Raw genomic sequence first — 15795 nt, 5'->3', positions numbered from 1 at the left:
GTCAGGCCCATTCCGGGCTGGCGGCGATCCATTCATTGAGGCCCTGCCGATGATCGAACTCTCCCGTGGTGCCCTCTACCCGGTCCTGCCGCTGCGCGACATCGTGGTGTTCCCCCACATGATCGTGCCGCTGTTCGTCGGGCGCGAGAAGTCCGTGCGCGCGCTGGAAGACGTGATGAAGGATGACAAGCAGATCCTGCTCGTCACCCAGAAGAACGCCGCGCAGGACGATCCGACTCCGGCCGACATCTACAGCGTCGGCACCGTCGGCACCGTGTTGCAGCTGCTCAAGCTGCCGGACGGGACCGTCAAGGTGCTGGTTGAAGGTGGACAGCGTGCCGCCATCACCAAGTTCGCCGACAATGAGGAGTTCTTCCAGGCCCAGGCCGAACTGGTCGAGGAAAAGAGCGGCGAGAACCAGGAGCTCGAAGCCCTGAGCCGCGCCGTCGTCTCCCAGTTCGAGCAGTACATCAAGCTCAACAAGAAGATCCCGCCGGAAGTGCTGGTCTCGATCAACCAGATCGAGGAAGCCGGCAAGCTGGCCGACACCGTCGCCTCGCATCTGGCGCTGAAGATTCCGGAAAAGCAGCAGCTTCTGGAATGCGCCACGGTGTCGGAGCGTCTGGAGCGGGTCTATGCCTTCATGGAAGGCGAGATCGGCGTTCTTCAGGTGGAAAAGCGCATCCGCAACCGCGTCAAGCGGCAGATGGAGAAGACCCAGCGCGAGTACTATCTGAACGAGCAGCTGAAGGCGATCCAGAAGGAACTCGGCGAGACCGAGGACGGCCGCGACGAATCGGCGGAGCTGGAAGAGAAGATCAACAAGACCCGCTTCTCCAAGGAAGCCCGTGAGAAGGCGCTCGCCGAGCTGAAGAAGCTGCGGTCGATGAGCCCGATGTCGGCGGAAGCCACCGTGGTCCGCAATTACCTGGACTGGATGCTGTCCATTCCGTGGAAGAAGCGCACCAAGGTGAAGCGCGACCTGAAGCTGGCCCAGAAGGTGCTGGACGCCGACCATTACGGTCTGGAGAAGGTCAAGGAACGCATCCTCGAGTATCTCGCCGTCCAGAACCGCATGAACAAGGTCAAGGGTCCGATCCTCTGCCTCGTCGGTCCGCCCGGCGTCGGCAAGACCTCGCTCGGCAAGTCGATCGCCAAGTCGACGGGGCGCAACTTCGTCCGCATGTCGCTGGGCGGCGTCCGTGACGAGGCCGAGGTGCGCGGTCATCGCCGCACCTACATCGGCTCGATGCCCGGCAAGGTCATCCAGGGCATGAAGAAGGCGAAATCCTCCAACCCGCTCTTCCTGCTGGACGAGATCGACAAGCTCGGCGCCGACTGGCGCGGCGACCCGTCGTCCGCCCTGCTGGAGGTCCTGGATCCGGAGCAGAACGGCACCTTCAACGACCATTACCTGGAGGTCGACTACGACCTGTCCGACGTGATGTTCGTCTGCACCGCCAACACGATGCGCATGCCGCAGCCGCTGCTGGACCGCATGGAGATCATCCGCGTCGCCGGCTACACCGAGGACGAGAAGGTCGAGATTTCCAAGCGCCACCTGATCGAGAAGCAGATCGAGGCGAACGGCCTGAAGAAGGGCGAGTTCACCATCTCGGACGATGCGTTGCGCGATCTGGTCCGCTACTACACGCGGGAAGCCGGCGTCCGCTCGCTGGAACGCGAGATCGCCAACCTCTGCCGCAAGGCGGTGAAGGAGATCCTGCTGAAGGGCACCGGCAATGCCAAGGTGGCGGTCACCCGCCGCAACCTCGACAAGTATGCCGGCGTCCGCCGCTTCCACTATGGCGAGGCGGAGCTGGAGGATCTGGTGGGTGTCACCACCGGTCTGGCCTGGACCGAGGTCGGTGGCGAGCTGCTGTCGATCGAGGCGGTCGGCCTGCCCGGCAAGGGGCGAGTCACCACCACCGGCAAGCTGGGCGACGTGATGAAGGAATCGGTCCAGGCGGCCGAGAGCTATGTCAAGTCGCGCGCCACCGCTTTCGGCATCAAGCCGACGCTGTTCGAGAAGAAGGACATCCACGTCCACGTTCCCGAAGGCGCCACGCCGAAGGACGGCCCGTCGGCCGGTGTCGCCATGGCCACCTCCATCGTCTCGGTGCTGACCGGCATTCCGGTGCGCAAGGACGTGGCGATGACCGGTGAGATCACGCTGCGCGGCCGGGTGCTGCCGATCGGCGGCCTGAAGGAGAAGCTGCTGGCCGCCCTGCGCGGCGGCATCAAGCATGTGCTGATCCCGAAGGACAACGAAAAGGATCTGGCGGACATTCCGGACAACGTGAAGCGCGGGCTGGAGATCATGCCCGTCAGCACGGTGGACGAGGTGCTGCGCAATGCGCTGGTCCGTCCGTTGGAGCCCATCGAGTGGACCGAGCCGGAGGTCGATGCGGCTGCGGCCAAGGCCCAGGAAAAGGGCGCAGACGGCGAGGCCTTGCGTCACTGATCCAGGACCGGCGGTTGCGATTTGATCGTGGCCGCCACCGGACGCGCGACTTTTGGGACATGATGAGCTATGCCGCCCGTCGGGAATTGACGGGCGGCAGTCGCTGTGCTTATCCTTTGCTTCCAATAAGTCGTGGACGAAAAGTCCTGGGGCGGCTTTTGTCTTTCAGTATTTGCTGAATTTGGAAGGGGGATTGCGTGAACAAGAACGATCTCGTGGCGCATGTTGCCGAAGCGTCCGGTTTGTCCAAGACCGACGCCACGAAGGCCGTCGACGCCGTGTTCGACAGCATTGCCGAGTCCTTGAAGAATGGCGATGAGGTCCGTCTGGTCGGCTTCGGCACCTTCGCGGTGGCTGAGCGTCCCGCCACGGAAGGCCGCAATCCGCGCACTGGCGAGAAGATCGACATTCCGGCGTCCAAGCAGCCGAAGTTCAAGGCAGGCAAGACCCTCAAGGACGCGCTGAACTGAGTTTCAGCCGGACGGGCTTGAAGTTTCCAGCCCGTTCAGGGCATAGTGCGGCCGGCCGGGCATAAACCCGGCCGGCTTGTGTTTGAAAACAAAGCCCTTTTCAGGGTTCGGGCGATTAGCTCAGCGGTAGAGCGTCTCGTTTACACCGAGAATGTCGGGGGTTCGATCCCCTCATCGCCCACCATTCCCATCGATGCTTCCGCAGACAGCCCCCGTTGAGGGGCTTTTCTCTTGCCTTCAACAGAATAATGGCGGGGCCGTTGCCTCGCGGTCCGTCGCGGGTTCAGCGTGCGTGCTGGTCCAGGAAGCTGCGGCACTGGTCGAAATCGCGCAGGCACGGGGCGGGCAGGTCGATCCCCTTGCGCTCCGCCAGACTGCGGGCAAAGGAAACCATGCGTTCCGTCGGCTCGCGGCGGCGATGCCCGCTTGGCGGTGCCGAACCGGCGGCCGCTGCTGCTGGCTGCGCGCCATCGGTCTGCGCAGTCGCCGGCGGGGACGATGCGGGAATCTTGGCTTTGCGGACACGGCGCGGCTTCGGCGCGGAAGCCTCACCCTCCGACGGAGGTGCCACTTTGCGGGTCCGCCGACGCGCCGGCTTGGCGATTTCCGCAGTGGCAGCGGAGGCGGTGCGCCCGCCCGCGCTGCGGCGGCCGAATCGTGCCTTGGGCGCGGGCAGGCCGAGGTCGAGCATCGTCCCGCGCTGTCCGACCAGCGCACCGATCAGCCGGTCCGCCTCGGTCGCGATGGCGTCGATGACGCCGCGGAAGTCGGCGCGGCCGGTGACAACCTCGTCCAGCTTCATTTCCCACAGGGCGGTGGTGCCGGGATCGACCAGGGTGGGGGCGGCGGCGCGCAGGGTCTGGAACAGGTGCAGCCCGGCCGGGGTGGGCACCAGCCATTTGCCGTCGGCTCCCAGCAGGTTCTGCTTGCGCAGTCCCTTGATCACCTCGGCACGGGTGGCCGGCGTGCCGATGCCCTTCGCCTCCTTCAGCCGGTCGCGCAGAGCTGGATCCTCGACGAAGCGCCAGGCGTTCTGCATGGCGTCGACCAGCGTGCCTTCATTATAGCGCGGCGGCGTCTGGGTGCGCTTGGCCTCCACCTTGGGATCGCTTAGGCTCGCAGGCTCGCCGTCGGTCAGCGGCGGCAGGGTCTGTTCGGCTTCCTCCTCCGGCTTGCCCTCGGACTCGGCGGAGCCGAAGGCGGCCTTCCAGCCCAGCTTCAGCGGGATGCGCCCGACCGCGCGGAAGGCGACCGGCTTGGCGCCGACCGGGACCGGCATGGTCACGCTGGTCTGGCGATATTCGTAATCGGGCATCACCGCGGCAAGGTAGGAGCGGCAGATCAGCGCGAACAGCCGCTTCTCGTCATCGGTCAGCCGGACCAGCCGCGATTCGAGATCGTCCAGCACATTGACGTTGGGGATCACCGCATGGTGCGACACGCCTTCCAGCGCCCTGTCGCAGAAATGGCCGGACTTGCCCTTGCGGATCACCGGGCGGGCAACGTCGAGATGCGCGAAGCCCCGCAGCCGGGTCAGTGCGCCGACGATGGCCGGCACGTCGCCGATCTGGTTCTCCGACAGATAGCGTGCCTCGGCGCGCGGATAGGTGATGAGCTTCTTGCCGTCGCCGTCATAGAGCTCCTGCGCCACCGCCAGCGTGCGGTCGGCGGTCCAGCCCCAACGCTGGCCGCAGGTCTTCTGCAGCGATGGCAAATCATACAGCTTGGGCGGCGCCTGCCGCTTCTCCTCCACCGTCACCGTCAGCGGGCCGCGGTGGTTGTCGGCGGCGCGGGCGATGGCCTCGGCCGCCGCCCGGTCCTTGATGCGGTCCTTCGGCGCCGGGGCATGGCGCATCTGAAAGCTGCCCTCCGCCACGGTGGCGGTCGCCACGATCTCGAAGTAATCCTCCGGCTTGAAGTTGCGGATCTCCAGCTCGCGCAGGCAGACGATGGCGAGCGTCGGTGTCTTGACCCGGCCGATGCCGATGACGCCGCGGGTGCCGGGGGCGAGCAGTGTCTTGGTCGCCGTGCGGGTGAGCGACAGGTTGTAGATCTGGTCGGCTTGCTGGCGCGCGACCGCCGCCTCGTAGAGCGGCCGCATGGAGTCGTTGGGTTTCAGCCGGGCGAAGGCATCACGCAGGGTCTTCGGATCCTGCGCGGTGAAAAGAGCGCGCCGCACCTTGCCGCGATAGCCGATATGTTCCAGGATCTCCTGCCCGATCAGCTGGCCTTCACGGTCGCAGTCGGTGGCGAGGATCACTTCATCGCAGGCACGCAGCGCCGCGGTGATCGCCTGGAGCTTCGCCGCCTTGTTGCCGCCCTGGTCGGGGCGGGTGGGATAGAGCCCGTCCGGCTTCAACAGGGTCGTCGACCAGCGTTTCCAATCGGGATCGACCTCGTCCGGTTCGGCAAGCCGCAGCAGATGCCCTTCGGCCGGCAGGATGCGGCCGTAACGGTCTCCCAGGGCCGCGCGCAGGTCCTTCGCCTGGCTGGATTTCTCGGTGATGATCAGCGTCGCCATGCGCGGGAGAATACGGGATTGAGGGAAACAGAGCAAGAACGTCCGCGGGGCCGGCGCCACCTTGGCCTTGGCGGCCTCGGCCGCATGGCCGCAGCCGCGCTTGTGCTTTCAACTCTGGCCGGCGCGCCTGGTGTCCGGGCGGAACGGCCGCTGCTGCCCGGTGTCGGGCCGGGGGACCGGCGGGTGCCGGTGGATGCGTCGGCCGATCCCTGGCGCAGCGTCGTCCGCGTGCAGACCAACCTGGCCGGCCGCTGCACCGGGGCGCTGGTGGGGCCGCGCACGGTGGTGACCGCCGCCCATTGCCTGTTCAACCCGCGGACACGGCGTTTTCTGCAGGCGTCCTCCCTGCACGTCCTGTTCGGCTATGACCGGGGGGAGTTTACACGGCATGTCACGGTCGCCCGTGTCCGGACCGATCCGGCCTATGATCCCGCTGCGGCCAATCCGGTGGTTTCAGCCGACTGGGCTGTGCTGACGCTGGCCGAGGCGGCGCCGGAGTCGGCGCCCCCGCTCCCAGTCCTTGCGGTGCCCCTGCCGGCTGGAACGCCGCTGATGCTCGGCGGCTACAGCCAGGACCGGGCGCAGATCCTGATGGCCGACCGTGACTGCCGGATGCTGGGGGAGAGCGCCGGGCTGCTGGTGCATGATTGCGACGCCACGCGCGGAACCAGCGGCGGGCCGCTGCTGGCGCGGAGGGCGGATGGCGAGGAGGGGGCCCGGAGCGCCTGGGCCGTTGCCGGAGTCGGCGTCGCTGCCGGACATGCGCCGGCCGTGCGCAATTTCGCGGTTCCCGCCGGACGGTTTGCCGCACTTTTGGCGAAGGATACCGCCGCGGAGCAGCGCTGAGCGGGAGAGGCGCATTTTTTTCTTCGCGCGCGGCCCCGAATGGCATAGACGTACCCGCGTCTTTTCTGCCCCCGGAACCCGGAGTCTTTCCGCAATGTCGATCCAGCGCTTCCACACCGGACCGCGCATGAGCCAGATGGTTGTCCACAAGGACACGGTCTATCTCGCCGGTCAGGTCGCCGACGAGCCGACGCCCGACGTCGAGCGCCAGACCATCCAGATCCTGGCCCAGATCGACGCCCTGCTGGCGGAAGCGGGCAGCGACAAGAGCAAGCTGCTGTCGACCACCATCTATCTGGCCGACATCGCCAGCTTCGGCGCGATGAACAAGGCCTGGGACGCCTGGGTCGATCCGGCCAATCCGCCGGCCCGCGCCACGGTGGAGGCCAAGCTGGCCGCCCCCCAGTATCTCGTTGAAATTCAGGTCACCGCTGCTAAATAAGGCGGCGGAAACGGGGCGACCCGGCAGCCTCGGTTGGGGTGTGCCGGCGTGGCCCGAACGCTGTGAGGGCCGCGCGCTTCAATATTCCGACAAATTGCTGTCGGTTTACGGAATGTTAATGACGCCTTAACAGATCGCCCGTAAAACCCCGACCAACCTCTGCCGCCGAAGCGGACGACCTCTGACGGTCGCGCTTCGGTTGTCGCGTTACTGCAATGGAACCGCAACATGCCGCGCCAAACGCCACTGTCTGACATTCGGAACATCGGCATCATCGCCCACGTCGACGCGGGCAAGACGACGACCACCGAACGCATTCTGTACTACACCGGTCGCAAGCACACGATCATCGACGTCCACGAGACGAAGGATCTCAAGACGTCGACCACGACCGACTACATGGAGCAGGAGCAGAAGCGCGGCATCACCATTCAGTCGGCCGCCGTTTCCGCCTTCTGGCGCGAGAAGAAGATCAACGTCATCGACACCCCGGGCCACGTCGACTTCACCATCGAGGTGAACCGCAGCCTGCGCGTGCTCGACGGCGCGGTCGTGGTGTTCGACGGCGTCGCCGGCGTGGAGCCGCAGTCGGAGACCAACTGGCGTCTGGCGGACAACTACAACGTTCCGCGCATCTGCTACGTCAACAAGATGGACCGCTCGGGCGCCAACTTCCAGCGCTGCGTCGGCATGATCCGCTCGCGCCTGAACGCCCGCCCGGTCTGCATCCAGGTTCCGCTGGGCTCGGAAGACAACTTCCGCGGCATGGTCGATCTGGTCGAGATGAAGGCCTATGTCTGGTTCTCCGACGACAAGGACGCCAAGTGGGAGACCTGGGAGATCACCGACGATCTCGCGAGCAAGCTCAACCTGACCGTCAAGGAAGACCTGGACAACGTCGCCAGCATTCCGGCCCTGCGCGCCGAACTCGTCGACACCGCCCTGGAGCAGGACGACGCGGCGATGGAAGCCTACCTGGAGTCGGGTGAGGAGCCGTCGCCGGACGTGCTGCGCGCCTGCCTGCGCAAGGGCACCATCTCCGGCGCCTTCACCCCGGTGCTGTGCGGCTCGTCCTACAAGAACAAGGGCGTCTGCCAGGTTCTGGACGCGGTCGTCGACCTGCTGCCGGCCCCGACCGACGTCGAGGCCATCAAGACGGTGGACGAGGACGGCAACCCGAACGGCGAGCGTCTCAGCTCCGACGACGCGCCCTTCTCGGCGCTGGCGTTCAAGGTGCTGAACGACACCTACGGCTCGATGACCTTCATCCGCGTCTATTCGGGCGTGCTGACGAAGGGCATGTCGATCCTGAACTCGACCCGCGGCAAGCGCGAGAAGATCGGCCGCATGGTCGAGATGTTCGCGAAGGACGCCAACCCGATCGAGGAAGCCCGCGCCGGCGACATCATCGCGCTCGTCTCCCTGCAGGAGACCGAGACCGGTGACACGCTCTGCGACGCCGCCCACCCGGTCATCCTGGAGCGCATGCGCTTCCCCGACCCCGTCATCAGCGTCTCGGTCGAGCCGAAGACCAAGGGCGAGCAGGAGAAGTTCTCGATCGCGCTCGGCAAGATGGTCCGCGCCGATCCGTCGCTCCGCCTGGAGACCGACCGTGAAACCGGCCAGACCATCCTGCGCGGCATGGGCGAGCTGCACCTGGAAGTGACGCTGGACCGCATGCGCACGGAGTTCGGCGTGGAAGGCAACATGGGCAAGCCCCAGGTCGCCTACCGCGAGACGATCACCAAGCCGGTCGAATACACCTACACCCACAAGAAGCAGACCGGTGGTTCGGGCCAGTTCGCCGAAGTGAAGATCATCTTCGAGCCGCTGGAGCGTGGCGCCGGCTTCACCTTCAAGGACGAGACGGTCGGCGGTTCGGTTCCGCGCGAATATGTCCCGTCGGTCGGCAAGGGTCTGGAAATGCAGAAGGAAGATGGCGTCCTCGCCGGCTACCCGACTGTCGACTTCAGCGCCCGCCTGGTGGACGGCAAGTACCACGACGTCGACTCGAACGCCCTGACGTTCGAAATCGCCGCCAAGGCCTGCTTCCGTGAGGCCCTGCCGAAGGCCGGTCCGATCCTGCTCGAGCCGGTGATGAAGGTCGAGATCGTCACGCCGGAGGATTACCTGGGCGACGTCATCGGCGACGTGAACCGTCGTCGCGGCACCGTCCTGGGCCAGCTGGAGCGTGGTTCGAACATCGCCGTCGAGGCCAATGTCCCGCTGAACGAGATGTTCGGCTACATCGGCCAGCTGCGCGGCATGACCTCGGGCCGTGCGTCCTACTCGATGGAGTTCAGCCACTACGAGCCGGTGCCGCGCAACGTCACCGACGAAATCGTGGCCGGCCGCAACAAGGCCGCCTGATCGTCCGTCTCGAGCGATCGAGACTGACAATCGGGACATTTCCGGTAAGTTCGACGGCCGGCGGAGAAATCCGCCGGCCGTTTCCTTTTTCGAACCGCGGGAGGGCTGCGGGCGGCCATTCGCGGCGCGGGTTCGGAAGCCATCCGAACAGGAAGGGGACAGGGTGGACGGCATGGCCGGCGTTATCCGGCGGCGTTTGGATCGCGGTAAGGGCCGGACGCCGGCGCCTTTGTGCAATTTGTTAGCATTTTGCAACAAAAAAATTGTTGGCAGAGCGTCGAATCCGTGCACAAATTTGGAGCATGATGATTCGACGCTTCTTTTCCTTGACTGTGCTTTTGCTGCTGACCCTTGGGGTGCCGGCTGGGGCGGGGCAGGGGTCTCTGCGTCTGGACAGCCTTTTCCAAGCCTTGCACAGCACGACCGACGCCGCCTATGCCGAATCGGTGGAAGAGCATATCTGGGATTTCTGGCTCGATCATCCCGATCCGACGATGGTCCGCGACATGCGCGCCGGCGTTTTCAGCCTGAACAGCGACGATTACGGATCGGCCCTGCGCGTTTTCGACGCAGTGGTCGCTCGCGACCCGTCCTATGCCGAAGGCTGGAACAAGCGTGCCGCGACCCATTACATGCTGGGCGACTACCGCTCCGCCATGCTGGACCTGCGCCATGCCCTGTCGCTGGAGCCGCGTCATTTCGGGGCGCTGGTGGAACTCGGGCTGGTCTATCTCGCCTTGGGAGACGAGAAGCCGGCACTGCGTGCCTTCGATGCGGCCCTGAGGATCAACCCTCATCTCGACCGGGTCCGCGCACAGGCCGACACCATCCGGTTTCGTGCCGCCGGGACCGATCTCTAGGCGAGGCGGAGAGAGAAGCCGGAACCGCGTGCTCACGCTGGAGACTCTGGGGAGCCGGTGGTGCAGGCCATCGGCGAGCATCTGCACGTCCAGCGGCTGCGCCAGATCTGGCGGACATCGGGCTGAAGCCGAGTTGATGCCGGGCGGCTGCCGCTCAGTCCGGTTCCGGTGCGGGATATGCCGGTCGATGACGCCGACCCCGGCCGCGAACGGCCCGATGCGGTGCCGGCTCCGGTCCGGAAGGCGGTCCCGGCCGAGTAAACGGCCTTGACATGTTCCGGGTTTTTCCTATAGTCGCACCCTCTCGCTGCCCCGCCGGGGTGGCGGGTAACATTGTGCGTTCCCGGTTCCGGCCTTGCGCCGGGCGGGATTTGCTCGGTGTGTAGGCGGCCCGACGGGCTGCCGTTGAGATATCGAGACTGAGGAGAGCAGCGTGGCGCGTATCGCTGGCGTCAACATCCCCGCGCAGAAGCGTGTGGAGATCGGGTTGACCTACATCCATGGCATCGGCCCCTTCAAGGCCAAGGAAATCTGCGCGAAGCTGGACATTCCGGCCGAGCGTCGCGTGAACGAGCTGACGGACGACGAAGTCCTGAAGATCCGCGAGACCATCGACGCCGACTACCGCGTCGAGGGCGATCTTCGTCGTGAAGTCGCCATGAACATCAAGCGTCTGATGGACCTGGGCTGCTACCGTGGCCTGCGTCACCGCAAGGGCCTGCCGGTCCGCGGCCAGCGCACCCACACGAACGCCCGCACCCGCAAGGGTCCGGCCAAGCCGATCGCCGGCAAGAAGAAGTAAGAGGACGAACGCAAAATGGCCAAGCCCTCCGCCGCTTCTCAGCGCCTGCGTCGCCGCGAGCGCAAGAACATCACCGCTGGCGTCGCTCATGTGAACGCCTCGTTCAACAACACGATGATCACCATCACCGACGCGCAGGGCAACACCATTGCCTGGTCGTCGTCGGGCACCATGGGCTTCAAGGGTTCGCGCAAGTCGACCCCCTACGCCGCCCAGGTCGCTGCCGAGGACGCCGGCCGCAAGGCCCAGGAACACGGCATGAAGACCCTGGAAGTCGAAGTGAAGGGTCCGGGTTCGGGGCGTGAGTCCGCCCTGCGCGCCCTGCAGTCGATCGGCTTCCAGATCACCTCGATCCGCGACGTCACGCCGATCCCGCACAACGGCGTTCGCCCGCCGAAGAAGCGCCGCGTCTAAGGTCAGTACCGTTTCCGCACCCGCGGGGACCAACCATTCCGGGACAGGGGGCCGCAGCCATCGCGGTCCCCTCAGCATGGGAATGGTTCGGGCCTCGCGGGTTCGTGTTCACCCGATGGCATCTTGAGGTCGATCCGTGCTTCAGAAGAACTGGCAGGAACTGATTAAGCCGAGCAAGCTGGACATCCAGCCCGGTGACGACGCCGACCGCTTCGCGACCGTGGTCGCCGAGCCGCTGGAACGCGGCTTCGGCCTGACGCTCGGCAACGCGCTGCGCCGCATCCTGCTCTCCTCGCTGCAGGGTGCCGCCGTCACCTCGATCCAGATCGACGGCGTGCTGCACGAGTTCTCGTCCATCCCCGGCGTCCGCGAGGACGTGACCGACATCGTCCTGAACATCAAGACGATGGGTCTGCGCATGGGCGGCGACGGCCCGAAGCGCATGCGCCTGCGCGCCGAAGGTCCGGGCGAGGTCAAGGCCGGCATGATCGAGACCGGCCCCGACATCCAGGTCATGGATCCGGAGCTGGTCATCTGCACGCTGGACAACGGCGCGCGGCTGAACATGGAACTGACGGTCGAGACCGGCAAGGGTTATGTCCCGGCCAGCCAGAACCGTCCGGAAGACGCGCCCATCGGCCTGATTCCGATCGACGCCCTGTTCTCACCGGTCCGCAAGGTGTCCTACAAGGTCGACAATGCCCGCGTCGGGCAGGTCACCGACTATGACCGCCTGTCGATGACGGTGGAGACCAACGGTTCGGTCAAGCCGGACGACGCGGTGGCGCTCGCCGCCCGCATCCTGCAGGACCAGCTGCAGCTGTTCATCAACTTCGAGGAGCCGACGCACGCCGTCTCCGAGGAGAAGCACGAGGAGGTTCCGTTCAACAAGAACCTGCTCCGCAAGGTGGACGAGCTGGAACTGTCGGTCCGGTCGGCCAACTGCCTCAAGAACGACAACATCGTCTACATCGGCGATCTGGTTCAGAAGACGGAGGCGGAAATGCTCCGCACCCCGAACTTCGGCCGCAAGTCGCTGAACGAGATCAAGGAAGTGCTGTCCCAGATGGGCCTGCACCTCGGTATGGAAATCCCGAACTGGCCGCCGGAGAACATCGAAGAGCTGGCCAAGCGTCTGGAAGAGCCGTACTAAGCATCTCAGCATTTTGCCGCGCCCTTTCCGTCGTCAGGCGGGGAGGGCGCATTTCCCAGGGCCGCCACGGCCCGACCCGCAAGCCGTACCAGCGTTGCGTACCAAACGATGCGACTGGGCGGCGGGGTTCACGATCGGCTCCCCGAGGGGGGCCATGCCATGAAGGAGGACCGCCATGCGTCACGGCGTTTCGGGACGTAAGTTCAGCAAGACCAGCAGCCACCGCAAGGCCATGTTCTCGAACATGGCGAATGCGGTGATCAAGCACGAGCAGATCACCACCACCCTGCCGAAGGCGAAGGACCTGCGTCCGATCGTCGACAAGCTGATCACGCTCGGCAAGAAGGGTGGCCTGGCCAACCGCCGCCTGGCGTTCGCCCAGCTGCGCGACAACGAGACGGTGACCAAGCTGTTCACCGTCCTGGCCGACCGTTACAAGGACCGCCAGGGTGGCTACAGCCGCGTCCTGAAGGCCGGCTTCCGCTATGGCGACGCCGCCGACATGGCCGTGTTCGAGCTGGTCGACCGTGACGTGTCCGCCAAGGGCCAGAACTCCGGCCCGACGCAGAACGCCGCCGAGGCCGAAGGCGAGACCGCCGAGTAACATCGCCGGGCATCGCGCCGGTCTTCGACCCTGTGCGGCATCGGGTCTCAGTATCCTCTGTCGCACGGGACGGAACCGCCGATATCGGTGATATATTAGACCCTTCCTTCGGGGATTACCCGAAGGAAGGGTTTTCTCTTATGTGGCCGGTCAAATGTTGCGTTCTCTTTACACGCGCCTCCAGCGCCTTTCCGCCCGCGACGATGCCGTTTGGTGGATGTCGGCGATCTCCTTCGCCGAAAGCTCCTTCTTCCCATTGCCGCCGGACGTGATGCTGGTGCCGATGTGCCTGGAGAAGCGGAACAAGCTGTGGTTCTACACCAACATCTGTGCGCTGGCGTCGCTGCTGGGCGGGCTGCTGGGCTATGCGCTGGGCTTCTATCTGTTCGAGAGCGTCGGGCGGATGATCATCGACTTCTACAACGCGCAGGAGTCGTTCCAGCATTTCCAGGAAATGTTCGCCGAATTCGGCCCCTGGTTCCTGATCCTGAAGGGGGTGACGCCGATCCCCTACAAGCTGCTGACGATCACCGCCGGATTCGCCCATCTCGACCTGACGGTCTTCATCCTCTGTTCGATCGTCGCGCGCTTTTCGCGATTCTACATGATCGCCATCCTGCTGCACTTCTATGGGCCGCAGGTCCAGCAGATCATCGAAAAGCGGCTGATGCTGGTGGCCACCGTCCTGCTGGTCGTGGTGGTCGGCGGCCTGCTCAGCTTCAAGTTCGTCTGATCGGGACCACCCGATCAGTCCGGCATGCCCTGGTCCTGGCTGTTGCGCCGGGACGGGGGCAGGGCATCGCGATCGGCACGGTCGCGGCGTACGATCATGACGATGGCGGCGGCCACGAACAGCCCGCCCAGCATCGGGATGATCATCTCGGCCATGCCGATGTTGGGCAGTGCCAATGCGCGCGAACCCAGCATGACGAGACCAAGGACGAGCAGCGCCAGCAGCAGCCGCAGGGAGCGGTGGCGCGGCGGGGTGCGCATTGATCTGCCGTCCGATTCCGGTGTCATTTCAGTCATTCCCTTCTTGATGCTGATATCGGCATAGTGGGGGGCGAACGGGGGATGGTCCAGAGGGGTGTGGCATTCCGCCATGCCCGCGGCCGTCCTCACAACAAGAAGAATAGGAGCCGTCGTGGCTATGTTCCGTCCGGTCCGTCTCATCGCCCCGCTTCTGGCCGTGGCTCTGCTCGGTCTGTCGGCCTGCGCCGATCCGGCTGCGCGCCCCTCCTCTGGCCCGGCGCCCACCGTCACCGTGGTCCCCGGACCGTCCACCCCGCGGGCTGGCGCCGACGATCAGTCGCTGCGGCTCGATGGCGGCACGGGTGCCGGCGCCTCCTGCCAGGCCCAGTGCGAGCGCAGCCATAATGTCTGCATGGATTCGGTGGCGGCGCGCAACCAGGGCGGCATCGACCGTACCGATTCGACCCCCTTCAGCCCGACCGACAACTGCAGCTACCAGCTGAAGCAGTGCTACCAGCGCTGCACCTCGGTGCGCTGAGGCGGCAGCCATGGCAAAACGCGGCGAGTCGGGCGGGGATGCCGGGCTGTTCTCTGCGGCGGCTCCCCGTCCACTCGCCGACCGGCTGCGTCCGCGCGCGCTGGACGAGGTGGTCGGGCAGGACCATCTGCTGAAGCCCGACGGACCGCTGGGCCGCATGGTGACGGCGCGGCGGCTGGCCTCCATGATCCTGTGGGGGCCGCCCGGCTGCGGCAAGACCACCATCGCCCGCCTGCTGGCCCACAGCACCGACCTGCATTTCGAACCGCTGTCGGCGGTCTTCTCCGGCGTCGCCGACCTGCGCAAGGTTTTCGACGCGGCCCGCGCCCGGCGGGTGGCGGGGCAGGGCACTCTGCTGTTCATCGACGAGATCCATCGCTTCAACCGGTCCCAGCAGGACGGTTTCCTGCCCTTCGTCGAGGACGGCACCGTCACGCTGGTCGGCGCCACCACCGAGAATCCGTCCTTCGAACTGAACGCCGCCTTGCTGTCGCGGGCCCAGGTGTTCGTGCTGAACCGGTTGGACGATGCGGCGCTTGAAAAGCTGCTGTCGCGGGCGGAGGCGGAGATGGACCGCCCCCTGCCGCTGGATGCCGACGCGCGCGCAGCGGTCAAGGCGATGGCGGACGGCGACGGCCGCTTCTGCCTGAACCTGTGCGAGGAACTGTTCGCGCTGCCCGGCGGGACGGTTCTGGACACCAACGCGCTCGCCGCCACCATCCAGCGCCGCGCCCCGCTGTACGACAAGGCGCAGGAAGGGCATTACAATCTCATCAGCGCGCTGCACAAGTCGCTGCGCGGCTCGGACACCGATGCGGCGCTCTACTGGTACAGCCGCATGCTCGATGGTGGTGAGGATCCGCGCTACATCGCCCGCCGCCTGACCCGCTTCGCGGTGGAGGATATCGGTCTGGCCGACCCCAACGCGCTGACCCAGGCGATCGCCGCATGGGAGGCCTATGAACGCTTGGGCAGCCCGGAGGGCGAGTTGGCCCTGGCGCAGCTGGTCATCTATCTGGGGACGGCGCCGAAGTCGAACGCCGGCTATACCGCCTACAAGGCGTCGGTGCGCGCGGCGAAGGAGACCGGCTCGCTGATGCCGCCCAAACATATCCTGAACGCGCCGACCAAGCTGATGAAGACCATCGGCTACGGCAAGGGCTACGAGTACGACCACGACACGGCGGAGGGCTTCTCCGGCCAGAATTACTTCCCCGAGGGCATGGCGCGCCGCGCGTTCTACCAGCCGGTGGAGCGTGGCTTCGAGCGCGACCTGCGCAAGCGGCTGGACTATTGGGCCAAGCTGCGGGAGCGGCGGGGGGAGGAGTAGGGGCTCGGC

15 protein-coding genes and 1 tRNA gene are annotated in these 15795 nt (G+C 65.8%); 14 read left to right on the top strand and 2 right to left on the bottom strand.

Annotated elements, in window-relative coordinates:
• Positions 1-49: 49 nt before the first annotated feature.
• From lon to A6A40_RS07665, 3 genes are all read left to right on the top strand, one after another.
• On the top strand, positions 50-2464 hold the full coding sequence (lon, locus tag A6A40_RS07675) for an endopeptidase La (RefSeq protein ID WP_063634883.1): 2415 nt from the start codon (positions 50-52) through the stop codon (positions 2462-2464).
• Positions 2465-2661: 197 nt separating this feature from the next.
• Positions 2662-2934, top strand: a complete 273-nt coding sequence (locus A6A40_RS07670) for an HU family DNA-binding protein (RefSeq protein WP_012974523.1) — start codon at positions 2662-2664, stop codon at positions 2932-2934.
• A 109-nt stretch (positions 2935-3043) separates the two neighbouring features.
• Positions 3044-3118: transfer RNA gene (locus tag A6A40_RS07665), tRNA-Val, on the top strand.
• Between the two features lie 99 nt (positions 3119-3217).
• On the opposite strand, the gene A6A40_RS07660 is transcribed toward A6A40_RS07665, so the two are convergent.
• Positions 3218-5455, bottom strand: coding sequence for a DNA topoisomerase (locus A6A40_RS07660; protein WP_063634882.1), 2238 nt, complete (start codon positions 5453-5455; stop codon positions 3218-3220).
• 84 nt (positions 5456-5539) lie between these two features.
• On the opposite strand from A6A40_RS07660, the gene A6A40_RS07655 reads away from it, so the two are divergent.
• The 9 genes from A6A40_RS07655 (at position 5540) to A6A40_RS07615 (ending at position 13679) form a co-directional block, all read left to right on the top strand.
• The gene (locus A6A40_RS07655; RefSeq protein WP_063634881.1) at positions 5540-6301 is read left to right on the top strand and encodes a trypsin-like serine peptidase; all 762 of its coding nucleotides are present in this window, start codon (positions 5540-5542) and stop codon (positions 6299-6301) included.
• 94 nt (positions 6302-6395) lie between these two features.
• Complete coding sequence (locus A6A40_RS07650) at positions 6396-6743, top strand: RidA family protein (RefSeq protein WP_063634880.1); 348 nt, start codon at positions 6396-6398, stop codon at positions 6741-6743.
• A 228-nt stretch (positions 6744-6971) separates the two neighbouring features.
• On the top strand, positions 6972-9113 hold the full coding sequence (gene fusA / locus A6A40_RS07645; protein ID WP_063634879.1) for an elongation factor G: 2142 nt from the start codon (positions 6972-6974) through the stop codon (positions 9111-9113).
• A gap of 410 nt (positions 9114-9523) precedes the next feature.
• Positions 9524-9973, top strand: a complete 450-nt coding sequence (locus tag A6A40_RS07640) for a tetratricopeptide repeat protein (protein WP_236783604.1) — start codon at positions 9524-9526, stop codon at positions 9971-9973.
• 433 nt (positions 9974-10406) lie between these two features.
• Positions 10407-10775, top strand: coding sequence for a 30S ribosomal protein S13 (gene rpsM, locus A6A40_RS07635; RefSeq protein WP_014248113.1), 369 nt, complete (start codon positions 10407-10409; stop codon positions 10773-10775).
• Between the two features lie 15 nt (positions 10776-10790).
• Positions 10791-11189 (top strand): 30S ribosomal protein S11, encoded by a 399-nt coding sequence (rpsK, locus tag A6A40_RS07630; protein ID WP_012974490.1) that lies wholly within the window; start codon positions 10791-10793, stop codon positions 11187-11189.
• A 136-nt stretch (positions 11190-11325) separates the two neighbouring features.
• Positions 11326-12342, top strand: coding sequence for a DNA-directed RNA polymerase subunit alpha (locus tag A6A40_RS07625; protein WP_063634877.1), 1017 nt, complete (start codon positions 11326-11328; stop codon positions 12340-12342).
• A gap of 175 nt (positions 12343-12517) precedes the next feature.
• The gene (rplQ, locus tag A6A40_RS07620; protein ID WP_063634876.1) at positions 12518-12946 is read left to right on the top strand and encodes a 50S ribosomal protein L17; all 429 of its coding nucleotides are present in this window, start codon (positions 12518-12520) and stop codon (positions 12944-12946) included.
• Positions 12947-13100: 154 nt separating this feature from the next.
• Positions 13101-13679, top strand: coding sequence for a YqaA family protein (locus A6A40_RS07615; protein ID WP_063634875.1), 579 nt, complete (start codon positions 13101-13103; stop codon positions 13677-13679).
• 14 nt (positions 13680-13693) lie between these two features.
• On the opposite strand, the gene A6A40_RS07610 is transcribed toward A6A40_RS07615, so the two are convergent.
• Positions 13694-13939, bottom strand: coding sequence for a hypothetical protein (locus tag A6A40_RS07610; protein WP_146191550.1), 246 nt, complete (start codon positions 13937-13939; stop codon positions 13694-13696).
• A gap of 151 nt (positions 13940-14090) precedes the next feature.
• Between A6A40_RS07610 and A6A40_RS07605 the strand changes: the two genes are divergently transcribed.
• A complete protein-coding gene (locus tag A6A40_RS07605; protein ID WP_146191549.1) occupies positions 14091-14456 on the top strand; it encodes a hypothetical protein in 366 nt (121 codons plus the stop codon).
• A gap of 10 nt (positions 14457-14466) precedes the next feature.
• Positions 14467-15786 (top strand): replication-associated recombination protein A, encoded by a 1320-nt coding sequence (locus A6A40_RS07600; protein WP_063634872.1) that lies wholly within the window; start codon positions 14467-14469, stop codon positions 15784-15786.
• Positions 15787-15795: the final 9 nt, after the last annotated feature.

Origin of the sequence: Azospirillum humicireducens, from assembly GCF_001639105.2 — a bacterium.
Lineage (GTDB): Bacteria > Pseudomonadota > Alphaproteobacteria > Azospirillales > Azospirillaceae > Azospirillum > Azospirillum humicireducens.
Note: the sequence above shows the minus strand (reverse complement) of the source record. Positions and strands in the feature narration are given on the sequence as shown.